Origin of the sequence: Lentzea sp. NPDC042327 (assembly GCF_040647275.1) — a bacterium.
Lineage (GTDB): Bacteria > Actinomycetota > Actinomycetes > Mycobacteriales > Pseudonocardiaceae > Lentzea.
This window is the reverse complement of sequence record NZ_JBEZBX010000003.1, coordinates 667,074-682,027: the sequence shown is the minus strand read 5'-3', so window position 1 is coordinate 682,027 and position 14,954 is coordinate 667,074. Positions and strand designations below refer to the sequence as shown.

General features: G+C 73.1%; 6 protein-coding genes. 1 reads left to right on the top strand and 5 read right to left on the bottom strand.

The window, feature by feature from the left end:
- Positions 1 to 103: 103 nt before the first annotated feature.
- The 3 genes from AB0A63_RS10870 to AB0A63_RS10860 are packed head-to-tail and all read right to left on the bottom strand — an operon-like array spanning position 104 to position 12,250.
- Positions 104 to 11,314: a protein-glutamine glutaminase family protein gene (locus AB0A63_RS10870; RefSeq protein ID WP_360388223.1), complete on the bottom strand. Its 11,211-nt coding sequence runs from the start codon at positions 11,312 to 11,314 to the stop codon at positions 104 to 106.
- A gap of 49 nt (positions 11,315 to 11,363) precedes the next feature.
- On the bottom strand, positions 11,364 to 11,831 hold the full coding sequence (locus AB0A63_RS10865) for a hypothetical protein (protein ID WP_360388220.1): 468 nt from the start codon (positions 11,829 to 11,831) through the stop codon (positions 11,364 to 11,366).
- A 5-nt stretch (positions 11,832 to 11,836) separates the two neighbouring features.
- A complete protein-coding gene (locus AB0A63_RS10860) occupies positions 11,837 to 12,250 on the bottom strand; it encodes a YbaB/EbfC family nucleoid-associated protein (protein WP_360388218.1) in 414 nt (137 codons plus the stop codon).
- Between the two features lie 377 nt (positions 12,251 to 12,627).
- Here AB0A63_RS10860 and AB0A63_RS10855 point away from each other — a divergent pair, with 377 nt between their 5' ends.
- Positions 12,628 to 13,287, top strand: a complete 660-nt coding sequence (locus tag AB0A63_RS10855; RefSeq protein ID WP_089919718.1) for a response regulator transcription factor — start codon at positions 12,628 to 12,630, stop codon at positions 13,285 to 13,287.
- A 33-nt stretch (positions 13,288 to 13,320) separates the two neighbouring features.
- Here the strand turns inward: AB0A63_RS10855 and AB0A63_RS10850 are convergent, their stop codons facing one another.
- Both AB0A63_RS10850 and AB0A63_RS10845 read right to left on the bottom strand, forming a co-directional pair.
- Complete coding sequence (locus tag AB0A63_RS10850) at positions 13,321 to 13,821, bottom strand: hypothetical protein (protein WP_360388215.1); 501 nt, start codon at positions 13,819 to 13,821, stop codon at positions 13,321 to 13,323.
- A gap of 420 nt (positions 13,822 to 14,241) precedes the next feature.
- Entirely contained in the window at positions 14,242 to 14,946 is a 705-nt protein-coding gene (locus AB0A63_RS10845; RefSeq protein ID WP_360388213.1) for a type VII secretion system-associated protein, read from the bottom strand.
- Positions 14,947 to 14,954: the final 8 nt, after the last annotated feature.

The following is a 14,954-nucleotide window of genomic DNA, read 5'->3' as shown; positions in this document are numbered from 1 at the left end:
CACCATGATCGATGTACGTTCGGACACTCTTTCCAGCGCCGCGTTACTCCCTTTCAGTGAATTTCCCGGAAGACCACGCAGAATCTCCCCCGCCGTTCTCGGGTTACCGCCTGGGCTGCTGAACCGGAACAGCCGCGTCCTGCGGTGCGGGGAGCCCGAACCGCTCCGCGACCTCCTCCGGCACCTCCAGCGCACACGTGCCCGCCCTCTGCTTCCCGTCCGGCCAGTACCAGCGCCAGCCGTCGGCGGTGGGCCGGGTCACCACGACGCCGAGCCGCGCGGCGAGGTCGGCGGCATCGATGCCGGGGTTCACGTCGTCGTGCGCGGTGAAGAGCCGGACCGCCTCGTCGCCGTTCCACCCGGCGGCCCGCAGCACGCGGCGCACGTCGTCCGCGCCGAGCGCGACGCCGCGGTCGAGCACCAGCGCCACGACGTCGTCCTCGGCGGGCAGGTACCGGGCCGCGGTGGAGAGCGGGCCGTCCGGGTCGGCCCCGACGAACACGCCCGCGTCGACGCGGACCGCGCTCGCCGCGGGCAGGTCGACGCTGAGCCGCTCGTGCCGGTGGAACGCGGCGTCGCCGGCGAACACCGACTCGGGCGCGGACCAGCCGTGGCGGTGGGCGAGGTCGCCGAACTCGGGCAGCGCGTGCAGGCGCTGTTCCGCCCGCCGCGGGTCGCCGAGCGCCACCAGGTTCCTGCCGTCGAGCCGGACCGCCCTGATGTGCACGGCGCTGCTCCCGCCGTGCAGCACCTGCCCCGGTCCCGCGGCGAGCCACGACCAGAAGCCGTACTGCGACCGGGCGGTCGTGAGCTTCGTCGAGACCGGGACCATGCGCTCCCCCGCAGCCGCGGCGAACCCGCCCCCGAAGGCCGTTCCGCCCGGCTCGGGTGCGAGCACGGCGCCCAGCGCGGCGAGGTACCCCGCCAGCTCCGGCTGCTGCCTGCGGCGCACCGGCAGGTCGACGAGCTTCAGCGCGGCGCCGAGCCCGCTGACGTGCGGGCGACCGGGCGCGGCGGTGGGGGTGAGCACGGGCAGCCGGGGCCCGGTGAGGTCCGTGGCCGCGAGCTTCTGCATCGTCCTCGACCACCGGTCGGTCAGTTCGCGCCAGGCCGCCGGGTGCTGGTCCGCGGCGGCGGCGAGTTCCCCGGCGCGCGTCCGGATGCCCGCGAACTCCTCTCGCGCGAAGGCGATCCGGTCACGCACGCGGCTGCCCTGCACGCGGCCCAGTGGCCGGTCCCGGTGCGTGCGGAAGTCGACGGACGTGGCGGGCAGCGCGGCCGCCATGGCACTCACGACGGCGTCGCCGGCGTGCAGCATCGACACGATCGTCAGCGCCCGGTCCCGCACGGCGATGTTCACCGCGGCGGGACCGCCGGTCGTCTGGAAGTGCCGGGGCTCGTGCCCGGCCGAGGCGAACAGCGACTCCGCGAGCGCGTCCGGGTTGCCGAGCAACGCGGTGAACAGCGGGTCGCCGAGCACCTTCGCGCGGGCCGGGCCGGTGAGGTTCACCGTCGCGAGCACCGCCAGCCGTGACTGCACCGGGGCGCCCACCGGGTAGGAGATCCCGTGCAGGAGGGACCCCTCGGTGGTGAAGGGGTTGTGGCCCTGTTCGAGGTGCCGGGCCACGTCGGTCAGCAGGTGGACGAGCCGGTCGGGGCTGAGCGGCCGGACTGCCCGGTGGTCACCGGACCGGGCACCACCGGCACGGACCGGTACGACCGTGGCGGCGAGCACGGCGTCGTTGAGCACCGCGCGCACCTGGTCGCGCAGAGCCGTGCCGGACACGGTCCCCAGCGCGTCGTCCAGGTTCCGCAGCAGCTCCGCCGTGCCGTCCGCGAGGTCGTGCTGTTCGACCGCGCCGGACGACAGCGCGACCACCTCGCCGGCCCAGTCCGCCAGATCGGTCTCGGACAGGGACAACCGGGCACGTCCGCGGGTCGCGTTGCGGTACGCCGAGGTCAGCCTGGTCCGGTGCCGCGGGTCCGCGTCGGGCTGCGGGCGACTGGTCGCGGGCGAGATCTGACCGGCGGGCGGAGCGCTCTGGCCGGTGCCGGCGCCGGGTGGTGTGAAGCCGAGTGCGCGCGCTCCCGCCAGGTCGACCTGCAACCAGACCTCGCCGTCCACGCCGTCCACGCCGTCCACGCCGTTCTGCCCGGTCGCGACGGCGGAGGAGGTCCTCCCGTCCCGGTACCCGAGCGTGAGCGTGGGGCGCAGCTCCGCCAGCACGAGGTAGGCGCTGTCCTGCCGCACCTCGGCGGGAACCGGCTCGGCCTCGCGGGAGGCGTACCGCGAGGCGGCCAGCGTCCGCTCGACCTCTCCCGTGCCGATGAGGTTCTCCGCGATCGGACCGGCGAGCAGGGCGGCCTTCCCGGTCACGTCCTCCTCGGTCGTGACGACCGGGCCGGTCCCCTCCGCCGTCGTCTTGCGCAACGACGCACCGGGGATCGGGCCGAACAGCTGCCGCCTGCCCAGGTCGAAGGTGATCTTCGCCGTGGACACGGTCCTGCTGCCGACGTCGACCTGGTAGCCGTCGGGCGACAGGCCCGCCACGAAGCGGGCGGCCAGCTGGGTCGCGGTCGTGGACACGAGCAGCCCGTTCGCCCGGCCCGCGTTCAGCTCCGGCAACAGCTCCGCGAGCCGGGCGTGCAGCCCCTCGGCGTGGAACGGCGTGGCGTTGATCGTGGCGTCGACGGGCAGGCCGGTGCCGTGCGTCAGCTCGCTCAACGGGATGTCGATCGTCTCCAGCGGCGTCCTGGCGAGGTCCAGGACGGACGGCACCGGCGTCTGGACGGCCGACTCCAGCGTGAAGCCCGGCAGCACCTGCATGTCCCGCACCGGTGTCTGCCGCAGCCCGGGCAGGTGCCTGCGGTAGACACCCGACCGCGCCCAGGGCCGCACCTGCACGGTCACCCGCATGCCGTGGCCGTGCCGTCGCGCCTGACCGGACCACCGGTAGCCGATGGTGGTCCGGGACAGCACCCGGTCGTCCTGCCCGCGGCGGGCCGCCGCGGCCAGCTCGACCGCCGGGTTGACCAGGCCGCTGGTCACCACCGACCCGATCCACTTCGGAATGGACGGCGGCAGGGCCACGCCCGCGGACCCGGTCCACTCCGACCGCTCGCCCCCGCTCGACCGCCGGGTCGTCGTGACCTCGGAGTCGACCAGGAAGGCCTCCTCCACGCCCAGGTCCGCGCCGTCGACGCGCTGCGCGCTCACGACGACCAGCTGTTCGAGCTTGCCCGACTCCCCCAGCCGCTCGCCGAAGATCGGCGAACCACCGTTGAGGACGTTGGCCAGCACCTGGTCCCCGCCGAGCTCCAGCCGCCTGCCGAACGCCTGCACCATCTCGTCGTGCAGCCCGGCGAACTGCTTGCGCACCTTGGGATCGGTGATGGTCTGCTCGTAGTCGCGCAGCAGGTCCCGGAGGTCCCGCACCATCCGCAGGGCCAGGTCCGGCCGCAGCGGCTCCGGCATCCCCAGCTCGATGCCGGCCTCGCTCGTCGAGGTCGGCGGCGGCGTCACCGCGTCCGCGTTGCGCGCGGCCTCGTACGCCCGGAGGTCGTCGGGCAGCAGGACGTGGTCGAGGTCGTGCCGGCTGAGCTCACCGATCCTCGGCACCTCGCTCGCCGGAATCCACAGCGTGACGGCCCGCGGCACGTACTTTCGCCGGTCGCCGCCGGCCACCGGACCGTCGTGCTGATCGCCGAACGGACCGGTCCACGTGTGCCGGGCCGACGTCGTCAGCCGGTGCCGCGCGTCGAACTCGACCAGGTAGCCGCGCTCGACCCAGGCGACCTTCGTGCGCGCGTCCACGGTGGTGGTCTCGGTGGTCTCCGGTCCGCGCAGGTAGGAGGCCGCTGCTTTCGCCTCGGCCGTGGCCACCTCCCCCAGCTTCACCTTCGCGGTGAGCCCGGCGTTCGGTCCGGTGCGCCGCTGCCGGTGCGACTCGACCGTCGTGTGGGTGGCGTTCGAGCGGGTGAACTCGTGGGCTTCGTCCACACCGATGATCCGGGCGTTGCCGTAGGTGCTCGTCAACGTCGCCGTGCCGGTGATCCTGCGGCTGCCGAGCTCCAGCGGCGCGAACCCGCTGTCGCCGTTGTAGTTCTCCAGCCGCAGCTCGTCGCCGGGTCCTTCGGCGAGCCCCAGCCTGCCCTGCCGCGACTGCCAGCTCACCCACTGCTCCAGCGCCCGGCGCGACACGTCCTGCGCGTCGTCCTCGCCGGAGCTGCCCAGCTGTGCCGGACGCGCGCCGACGAGCCGGCGCTTCGCCAGCTCCTGGGCCCTGGCGCGGGAGCCCTCCGGTTCGGGAACCGCCAGCAGCCCGGCGGTCTCGGCGCCCAGGCGGGTGATCGCGGCCATCGAGTCGACCTCGAACCGCTTCGGCAGGTCCGCGGCCCGCTCGAACTCCGCGGCACCGCCCGGCCGGGTCCCGGCGTCGACCCAGTCGCTCTCGGTCCCTGGCTCGACCGGTCCGGCGTCCACCGCACGACCCGGTCGCTGGGCGACCGCGATCTCCAGCTCCGCCGCGATGCCCGTCCGGAGCTCCGCGTCGGCCGCGGGGTCCGGGCGCTCGGACCACGTCATCGGCGGGTCCAGGTCCGACCAGTCGGTGCCGGTCCGCACCTCGATCTCCGCCGGGTGCCGGTAGAGGTGGACCGGGACGTCCTCCCCTGTCCAGGCGCGCTCCTCCTCCATCGTCTCGCTGATCTGGCCACGCCGCTGCTCGGACCGCGTCACGCCGGCCGTGCCGCCGAGCTCGACCGGCCCGGCGTCGCCCTCGACCGCGACCTTGAAGCCCTTCGACCGCGTCCGCTCCGCCGTCAGCTTCGTCGTCTCGCTGGTCGCGACGAACCCCTGCAGCTCCTTCGTCGACGCCTTCTTCACGTACTCGCCACCACCAGGGGCGACCACGCCGCCGAGGAACAGGTCCTTCTCGGCCCCCGGCAAGGAGATCCGCTTCGGGTCGCCGCCGAAGAGCGCCCTCGGGTCGTCGACCAGGGCGTCGCGCAGACTCCGCTGAACGTCCCGTGCGTCCTGCGCGCCGGAGACCACCCCGTCGGCGTAGAGCCTCCGCACGACCCGGCTGATGACCGCCTCACGGGACACGTCGCTGAGCTTCCACCGGCTCCGCGCGTAGCCGGCGACCTCGTCCGCGCTCAGCCCGGACCGGTCCCGCGCGCCGGCGGCCCGAACCGTCCCCGCAGGCGCCGGCTCGTCACGGGCACCGACGTTGTTGCCGCTGTCACTGTCCACAGGGGAGAAGAGCAACACCGCAGCGGCTTCGACGTGCAACGCCACCAACGGTTTGTCCTCACGTCGGAGGAACCCGAACGAACGGTGCGCGTCGTCGGATGACAACGTTGCCAGCCGGTACCTCTTGCCCTCCTCCGCCATCACCACCAGGAACGGGAAGCTGATCGTGTCGTCGACGAAGTCGCCCTTGATCCGCTCGGTCAGCTCGTGCCGCACCTGCGACACCCGCTCGGAGAGGTTCTGGTTCACCCGGCTGCAGGACACACCGGCCCCGATCTTCACCCCGACCAGGCCGGCGAGCTCCTCACCGGCGTTCACCCCCAGCTCGAACCCGGCCTCGTGGGTGCCCGCCGCGACCACCGAGTGCCGGTGACCCGCCGCCACGGTGCGTCCCAGCGACCGCGCGGCCGTCTGCGCCAGACCGGTTGCGGACGACTGCCCCTCCAGCGCTTTCCCCTGGCGCACCACGATCTTCACGGGCTTGTGCCCCGGGAAGCCGAACGTCTCCTCGACCTGCTCGCCGGTGACGAGGCGCTTGCCCTGCTTCGGCCCGAGGTCGTCGAGCCACCTCTCCAGCCGGGTGATCTCCTGGTGCGACCCCGACAGCCGCAGCGCGGACTTGACCGCGCTGAAGACCGTGTCGATGCCGACGAACCGGACGTGTTCGAGCGCGTCGCGCGCACGTTCGAAATCAGCGTGGCTGCGCGCCCTCGCGAGGGCGTCGGGGGTGGCGGCGAGGTCCGGGTAGCTCAGCGCGGGGCTCGCCGTCAGCGGGCTCTCCGGCGGCGGCGGGTCGCTCTGCTCGCTCGGGGCGGAACCGAACTGCGGCCACGACAACGTCATCGTGACCGACTGCTTCCACTCCACCGGCTCCGGCCGCTCGCGGTGGAGGTGCCGCTTCGGTGGCTGGATCCGCAGGCGGTGGTGCACGTCGTGCGACGTCCGGGTCACCCTGGCGCCCGCCTGGGTGATCTCCACGGTCTCCCGTGTCGTCGCGGTCGTCGAGGTGCGCCGCTCCGACGCGGTGCCGAGCACGCCCTGCACCGAGAACGACACGGTCACCGGCCCGGCCGGCACCGATCCCTGCACCGGGTTCACCGGCGTCGAGACCACCTCGGCCGACGTGACGTCCTCCACCTGCCGGACCGTCTCGGACCTCGTCAGGTCCGCGGTCGTGCTGACGGCGTGGTGGTGGGGTGCTCCGATGCCGAGCGCGTGCACCTCGACCTCGAAGTCCTCCCACACCTCGCGGATGCCTTCGAGCGAGCGGTCCAGCTGCTTGAGCTTCGCGTCGGAGAACGTCACGTCGACCCACCGGCCCAGCTCAGCGGAGTCCTCGCCGAGCTCCCGCAGCTGGTCCCGCAGCGCGCTGCGCAGGTGAGCGAAGTCCGGTTCCCCGTCGACCTGCGGCTGGTCGACCTGCGCCCGCCAGGCGCGCGCCTCCTCCGCGGCCGTCACCCAGGAACCGGTCGTCGACAGGCTCGCGCCACGCCGGTGCCGCACCGACCTCCGCCTGCCCGGTCCCGCCGGACTGCCAGGACCACCGGGTGCCCGGTGCACCTCCGCGGGGCTGAGGAGGCTCGTTCCCCGCCGCGGCCTCGACGCTCCGCCTCTCAGCGCGGGCTTCAGCCCGGCCTCGCGCGCCAGCTGTTCGGCGAGTGCACGGACCGGTTGTCCCGGGGGCAGGCCCTCCTCCAGTTGGTACAGCCGGTACGCGACCAGCTCCACCACTTCGTCGTAGGCCAGCTGGAACCGCGACCCCGGCACCGCGAACTGGTTCACCGTCAGCGCCGCCAGGGTCCGCAGTGACGCGACCCGTTCCGGTGGCAGCTGCCGCCACTGCTGCGGCAAGCGGTCCACCTCGGCGACGCTCGACAGCACCGACGACGACGGGACGAGCGGGTGCGGTGCCGCGGTGTGGCCGCCCTGCTCGGGCAGGGCGCTGCGAAGTTCCGCGCCGGCATCCTCCCCTTCGGACTCCGGCCGCGGCGCCGCCGGGACGACGGTGTGCCGCGGCAGGCCGGCGACGGGGCGGTCGGGGAACACCGTGGCGAAGTCGTCCAGCGGCACGTCACCGATGAACAGGTCCAGCACGTCGGTGAACCGCCGCGGCATGCGCAGACCGCCTGCGGGCACCGCGTCCGGGCTCCACCGGCCCATCAGCGTTCCGCTGACGTCGAGCCCGCCACCCTGGTTCGTGGTCTCGTCGACGAGCCCCAGCATGTGGCCGAACTCGTGCGCGCTGTGCTCCTGCGACTGACCGGGGTGCCAGTTCGTCTGGTCGACCAGGCGGCCGGGGTCCATCGTCACCACGTGGTGGACCGCGGACGTCCCGTCGGCGGGCAGGAGGCGGAACCACAGCGGCTCACCGTCCGGTCTGCGCAGCGGCCCCCCGTCGCGTCCGCTGTTGAAGTAGCGGTCCACACCGGCCTGAGCGCTGCGCAGCAACGCCTCCCGCGTCGCCTCGTCGTGGCGCCCCTCGGGGTCGAGCGCGACGCGGACGGTGACCTCGGTGACCGGCCCGTCCCCGGTCGCGAACCGGCGCACCTCGAACGCCGACCTCTCGACCGCGTCGTGGCCGGGCAGTGCGCGGATGCGGCCCCGCTGCACCACGCCCGTGCGCTCCGGCTGCGCTCCGGCGTCGAGTGCCCCGCCGGGCGTCACCGCGTCCTCGATGGCGCCGGCGTGGTCGGGCAGCAGGTGGAGCAGTCGCCGCAGCGGCTCGGGTTCCCGGTCGAACAGACCGCTCACGCCGACGGGTTCGCGTTCCGCGAGAGCGGACAGGGCGTCGTGGACCAGGTCGATGGACACGCCGGCACCGGAGGCTGTCTCCAGGTCGACGCGTGCGGCGATGTCGGCGAGCGCGCGGTCCACCCGCCGTTCGGCGGCAAGGGCGTAGAACTCGCGCATCTCGACGATGGCGGCCCGCGACTCGGCGTCGGCGTGTGCCCACGAGGTGTCGTACGGGCCCACCAGGTCGGGGAAGCCGTACACGTGCGAGTCGGTGAGCACCAGCACCGGCACGTCGACGGGATAGCCGTCGTCCCACCTCGCCGGGAAGTTCCGCTGGTCGTCCATCAGCTGCTGCTGCACCGCCTCGGCGGTGCCCTGGTACCGCCGAACCCTGTCGGCGCCCGCGGCACGAGCCCAGTCGTCGATGCTCAACGGCCGTTCGGCGTTCACGGACGGGTCGAACACGACCCACTCGCGACTGTTCGGCGTCACCACGGCGACCGCGACGGCGATGTGGAAGTCCCACTCGACCTCGGCCGTGCCCAGCCCCGGTCCCCCGATGACGACCTTGCGCGGGTCGGCTCCCCGCTGCTGGAGCGCGACGGCCATCCGGTGGGCCCGGTAGGTGCAGCCGTCGTCCGCGTAGTCGTGGGGCAGGCGCCGCTCGCCGAAGAGGTGGTCGTCGAAGGTCAGCTCGCGCAGCTGCGCGAACCACGCGTCCGCCTGCTCCCGCGACACGGGGTCCGTGATCACGTCGCCCAGCAGGTGGTCGACGTAGGCGGACTCGTCCGGCCGCAGCCGGCGCAGCTCGGTGCCGAGGTCCTCGCGGAACTCGTCCCAGTAGGCGTCCTCGACGACCCTGACCGTCTGGGGGTCCCTGCCCAGACCGTCCAGCAAGGTCACCGCACCCTCGAAGTCCTGGCGCTGGACACGGGCGTCGACCTCCCGCACCAGCTCCCGCACCGACGGCAGCTCGGCCGGGTCGGCATCCGGGCCCACCGCGATCGAACCGAGGGGCATCTCGGCGGCGGGGTCGGCGAGGAACGTGGTCACCCGCCCCATGACCTGCAACGCGCGCTCGTAGTCGGCGCCGGGCAGCCGCCCGTCCTCGTGCGCGGCGGACAGCGCCTGCGCCAGCTGGTACGACCTGTCCTGCGCGCCCGGAACCTCCATGAGCCGGTGCAGCTCGACCAGCAACCGCCTGCCGTTGACGGCGGGCTGCTCCAGCGTGGAGACGACGGACCGGTGTGCGATGTCCGTGGCCTGCTCCGGTGCCACGGGCGTCTGGGCGCGCACGACTTGGCTGACGGCGTCCGGGGCCTGGCTGACGGCGTCCGGAGCCTGGCCCGGTGCCTGTGGCACCTCCGTGCTCGGAGGCAGTGCGGCGGTGACCCGGCCGCCGGAAGCCGTGGACGTTCCCCCGGCCTCGACGGGTGGTGTCTCGTTCGCGGAGACCTGCCCCGCGTCGACGCGGTGGTCGTCGCCTGGGCGCGACTCGTCGCTGTACTGCCGGGAGGGATCAGCACCTACCGCGACGCCGTCGCGTCCGCTGGGCCGGTCGTCGCTGGTCTGCTGGGCCGACGGCGCGGACTGCGGGTCGTTCACAGCCGCCGGGTGGGTGGCGGAGGAGTCCGCAGCCGGCTGCCCGGACGGCGGGGAGGCCGTGAGCCCGTGTTCGGCACGCGGCTGCGCTCCCAGCGGAGCGTCCTGACCACCGGTGATCGGTGCCGTCCGCACCTCGTCCCGCACGGCGGGCGACGTCTGCGGGGTGAACGGCACGTCCTTGGCGGAGGACTCGGCTGCCAGAGGCACGACCGCTGGAGAGGAACCCGCCGCCGGAACCACCGCCGGAGAAGACCCGGTTGCCGGAGCCACCACCCCCGCAGAGGGCCCGGCCATCAGAGGCACCACCGCCGGAGACGAACCCGCCGCCGGACGCACCACCGCCGCAGAAGAACCGGCCATCGGAGCCATCACCGCCGAAGGCGACCCGGTTGCCGGAGCCACCACCGCCGAAGACGACTCGGCCGAAGAAGACCCGCTGGCAGGTCCGGCCTGCGGCCCGTTCCCGGTCCCCGGCACGGCGGGAGGCCCACCGGCGGGAACGTCCCGCGGAACCTCGACCGCGGCGGGAACACCGCCTCGTACAGGCGCCACCCGCCCACCGAGCGGCACGTCGGCGCCACCGTTCCGCGCCGGCCCGGACCCCGGGCCCGTCACGGCACCCGGCCGACCGCCTCCGGACGCTCGCGCGCCTCCGTCCGCGTGAACGCCTCCCCCGGCAGACGTCCCGCCCTCCCGCCCCGGCGGAACCGCACCACGAGCCGCGCCTCCGCCTGCCCACGTCCCGGCCCCATCGGTCGCCGACAGGTTCCTTTCCGCCACAGAACCAGGCGCGCCCTCATCGGCGACGGGCCCGTTCGCCGGCGCACCTCCGACACCACCGATCGCCCCCGGCACGGGCACCTTCACCGCGTCCCCGTTGACCAGCCGGTCGATCGCGTCCCCGGCGTCGTGCGCCTTCTTCGCGGCGGCACCGCTGAAAGCACCGCCCACCGCACCGGCCCACAGGTCGTTCAGGCTGCCGCCGAGGACCCCCGCGGCACCGGCGCCCACCACGACGTCGGCGACCGCCTCCGCCGCGCCGTGGAACGCCGCCGTGTCCTCGACGCGCGGCTTCCACCGGCCCGCGCCCAGGTGCATGGCGCCGGCGAGGCCCTCCGCCGCGCCACCGGCCACGAAGCTGATCAGCGAGCTGGTGCCGTCCCAGCGGTGGCGGTTGCCCTCGGCGACCTGGGAGAGCTGTGCGATGGCGTCCTGCACGACCTCTTCGACGCCGCCCTCCACGGCCTCGCCGATCAACCGGATGGCCCAGTGCAGGCGCATCGAGATCTGCTGCACGGCGATGCGCGCCGAGGTGATGAACGACGGGACGAGCGGCGCGGTGAAAGGGCTCGACAGCGCCCACAGGATCGACGCGGCGAAGAAGGCGATCTCCACCATCATCGCGTAGACGGAGTGCTCGACGTTCAGCGCGAGGTCGAGCAGGCTGCTCGACTGCGCCCCGGCGATCAGCGCGATCCGGGGGACCTGGCCGACCACGCGGGTGACCTGCTCGCGGAACGCGCGTCCTGCGCGGCCACCGATGGCGTGCTCGACCGACCCCACCAGCTGCGCGACGCCGTCCGCCAGTTCCTGCAGCGTCCTGCCGCTGTCCAGCCAGTGCTGCGCGAGCGCACGCGTGGCCGCCACGTCGACCTTCGGCGCCTGCTGCCCTGCCACGAGGACCCAGAGCCAGTCGAACGACGGATCGAAGTGCAGGCTCACCGTTCCTCAGCAGACGTCCGTCGAAATCCTCGCAGCAGCAGCAGCGGTGTCAGCGGCGGCCGTCACCGTCCGGCTTCTGGCCGGGCGCGTTCCCGGGGCCCATTGCATCCTTGAGTTTCAGCGAGATGTCCGTGGCGTTCTCCTCCGTGCCCACGCAGAAGGCTCTGAACTGCTTCACGCTGCCGGCGATGACGCCGATGGCCTTCGCCAGGCTGGCGAGGCCGTTCAGGTACTCCTCCGAGCGCTTGTAGTACTTGGGGGCGAACGCGTTCCAGCTCTCGTCGCCCTGACCGGACGGCAACGGCGCGTAGGAGGCGAGCTCCCTGTTGCTGTTCGCGTAGTGGCGGAACCGGTCGGCAGCCGACTCGAAGCCCGCCGCACCCCGGTTCAGCTGGTCGGTGTCGACGGAGATCCGCCCCGACCCGTCTCCGAGGTTGAACGGGGCCGGCCTGCTGCTGCCGCCTCCGCTCTGCTCGTCACCGGAAGCGTCCTCGCCGGGGTTCTCCGACTTGATCATCGCGCTCAGTCCCTGATGTTCATGACGTCACGGGTGGTGGGGCGCAGCTCGGGCGTGGGAGGCAGCAGCGACTGCAGGTCCACGTCCCCGGAGAAGAGCTTGCGCGCGTCGACCCCGGGAGGGAGCGTCGGCGCGATCACGTCCGCGGCCTCGTCCGCCACCTGCTGCTGCGCGTCCGTGATGGTCTTCAGGACCGCGGACTCCAGTTCTGCCGGTGTCATGCGCTTGTAGGCGCCGCTCGGGAACTTCACGTCCTTCACCACGCCACCGTGCCCGACGGTCACCGCCACGACCCGGCGGGGAGCGGTAACGGTGCACGACAGCTCACTGAGCCGTCGCTGCGTCTCGCGCAGTTCGGCGAACTGCCGCTCGTACTGGCTCTTCAGCTGCTCGACCTGTTCGGACTGGGGATAGGACACCGCACGCCTCCCTCGGCCTGCTCGCCGTGACCGGACATCAGCAGTAAACGGGCACAAGCAGAGCGTCCGCCCCCGAACGGACCGGTTCCGAACCTGAAAGGAACCGCATGATGCCCAAACGCACCTGATGCGGCGGTACCGATTGAGACGCGGCCCTCAAGAAGGCAGAGTTCGAGTCGAGAGATCGATTACTTCCCGGTGATATGGCTGCAAACAGCCGTGTCCCCACCCGGTGGACCAGGGGTAAGTTCGAGCTTCCCGGCAGCCGCGTCCGGGCACCGGCAGGCACCGGCGGTCGACAGGCAGCTTTGTCGTTTCGCAAACCTGCCCCCCGTTCTCGCTGGCCTTCCACGTGGCTCGCACGGTCTCCTGTGAACATGACTTCGCAGACCGCCTGGCCGGACGGCCGGCGCCCCCTGGCACCAGGGCACGCAAGCCGCACGGCCATCCGGGTCTTGGTCCACGCCTCGGACCCGCTGATCGCATCGGGCCTGCTCGCGATGCTGCGGCCGACGCCCGGCATCGAGATCGTCACGGACCCGCAGAACGCCGACGTCACCGTGGCCGTCGCGGACGACTGCCTGCAGGAGGCGTTCCAGCCCGGCACGTCCCGCCTCGTCCTCATCGCGGACGAGCTCCGCCAGGCGGAGCTGTGGACGGCCATCGAGCACGGACTCGTCGTGCTGGTGCCGCGCGCGGAAGCCACGGCCAGGACGAGGCTGCTGCGCGCCATCACCGACGCCCGCGAGGGACGGGGCGACCTGCCCGCCGAGCAGCTGGGCAACGTCCTGCGAGGGCTCAAGCAGCTGCAGGAGACGACCCTCGGGCCGCGCGACCTCACCCTCGCCGGCCTGTCGCTGCGCGAGACCGAGGTGATCAGGCTCCTCGCGGACGGCCTCGACACCGCCGAGATCGCGGAGCGGCTCATCTACTCCGAGCGCACCGTGAAGAACGTCCTGCACAACCTGCTCAGCAGGCTCAACCTGCGCAACCGCGCCCACGCGGTCGCCTACGCGTTGCGCCACGGCCTCATCTGAGACCGGCCGCGGACGGCCTCCCGCCGTCCGCGGTCACAACGCCGTGACGCCGACCAGCAGTGGCCCCAGCAACGACTCGAGCCACGCCTGAGCGCTCGTGGGCCCGTCCTCGCAGCAGTCGCCGCACGGGTTGAGGGCGGCGAGCACGTCGCCGATCAGCCGGCACCAGGCGTCGACGTCCCGCGCGGTCTCGAGCAGCACCACGCCGCCGGACTCCGGCAGCGTGCGCAGGACGCGCCGTGCCGCCTCCGCGGTCTCCGCCAGGTGCACCGGCGCCCACCACGAGATCTCCCAGTCGGCAGCACCCGCGGGCACGTGCTCGCGCACGATCGCGGTGATGCGCTCGTCGTACACCGGTTCGTCGGCGACCAGGCGACCCGAGCCGCGGGTGCTGCCGTCCACCCACCGGCACCGGGCCAGCCACCGCTCCGCTATCAGGACGAGCCCGTCCGCGTGGGACCGCAGCAGTTCGACCTCACCCCCGGACAGCACACCGATCATGCCTTCGTCGCCACATCGGTCCCAACGGTTCACCGCTTCGTCTCCTCGCAGCGCGTGCTCTCACCTCTTCCGTCCGCCGCACGAGCTGACCGGGGTCTGCCGGGGCGCGGAAAGATCAAGCTAACGGGCGGCGAACGACCAAACGAGACCCGAAGTCGTGATCGGCCCCTCCAGCCTCCGAAAGCTGCACCGAAGGCCGCGCCGCGGGGCACGTGAGGAGAGGCTCGTCAGTGGACGGAGACACCGTGTCGCCCAGCGGAATCGACCCCCGGTTGCTCCGGCGCTGCGCCGCGGAGCAGCAGAAAGGCCCGCGAGCCGCACCCGTGGGCGAGCCGGCGGCGGAACCGGACGGGGCGGAGGTCGCCGAGCAGCCACCCGCCCGGCCGGGCACGCAGTCACCTCCTCGCGACCACGCGGAGCCGGCGAGCGGGAACCGGTCCTCCCGGACCCCGGTCACGACCGCCGCGCCTCCGGAGCGGCCGGTGCCTCCGCCTCCGTCCTGAACCGCGGTGCGGCGGAGTCCTGCTCGGCCGGCGTCTCGTCCTGCCCCGGCCCCCAGGGAACGACGCGCACGCCCGACTCCTGCCGGAACCTGTCGTGGACGGCGGACACCTCGTCGTCGCTCATCATGAACGTCTCGCGCATGAAGTCGCCGGTGAGCCGGACGGAGGCCGGGCCGCCGGGGTTGAACAGCACGTCCACACCGTCGGCCAGCAGCATCACGAGCTCGTCGAGGTCGATGCGCCGCCACTGCGGTGAGCTGACCCTCCTGCGGTGCGGCTCGGCGGTGGCCACGACGACGCAGGCGATGTCGTCCGGCGACTGCACGACCAGCGGCTTGCCGTCCCCGTTCAGCGCGATGTCGAACAGGCAGTCGCGCAGCATCAGCTGGATGTGCTCCACCTCCGCGCCGCCGTGCAGGACCAGCCTCAGCACGGCGTCCAGCGGGTCCGTCGGCGAGTGCTCGTCGGCGGGCACGTAGTCCGGGTTGGCCCGGAACCGGCCGACGCGGCCGTCGCCCTCCACCGGCCACAGCCCGACGACGGCCTGCGCCGGCGGCAGTTCGTCCTCTTCGGACGGAGCCCACGCCGGGTCCATGAGCAGGAACCAGTTCTCGAGCGGCCCGCTGTCCCTGGTGTCCTCGGTGCTCTCGGTCATGTTCTCCA

Bases quoted from the DNA above. Each gene is read 5' to 3' on its own strand.
- AB0A63_RS10865 (WP_360388220.1), bottom strand. From the start codon at position 11,831: ATGATCAAGTCGGAGAACCCCGGCGAGGACGCTTCCGGTGACGAGCAG.
- AB0A63_RS10845 (WP_360388213.1), bottom strand. From the start codon at position 14,946: ATGACCGAGAGCACCGAGGACACCAGGGACAGCGGGCCGCTCGAGAAC.
- AB0A63_RS10855 (WP_089919718.1), top strand. From the start codon at position 12,628: ATGACTTCGCAGACCGCCTGGCCGGACGGCCGGCGCCCCCTGGCACCA.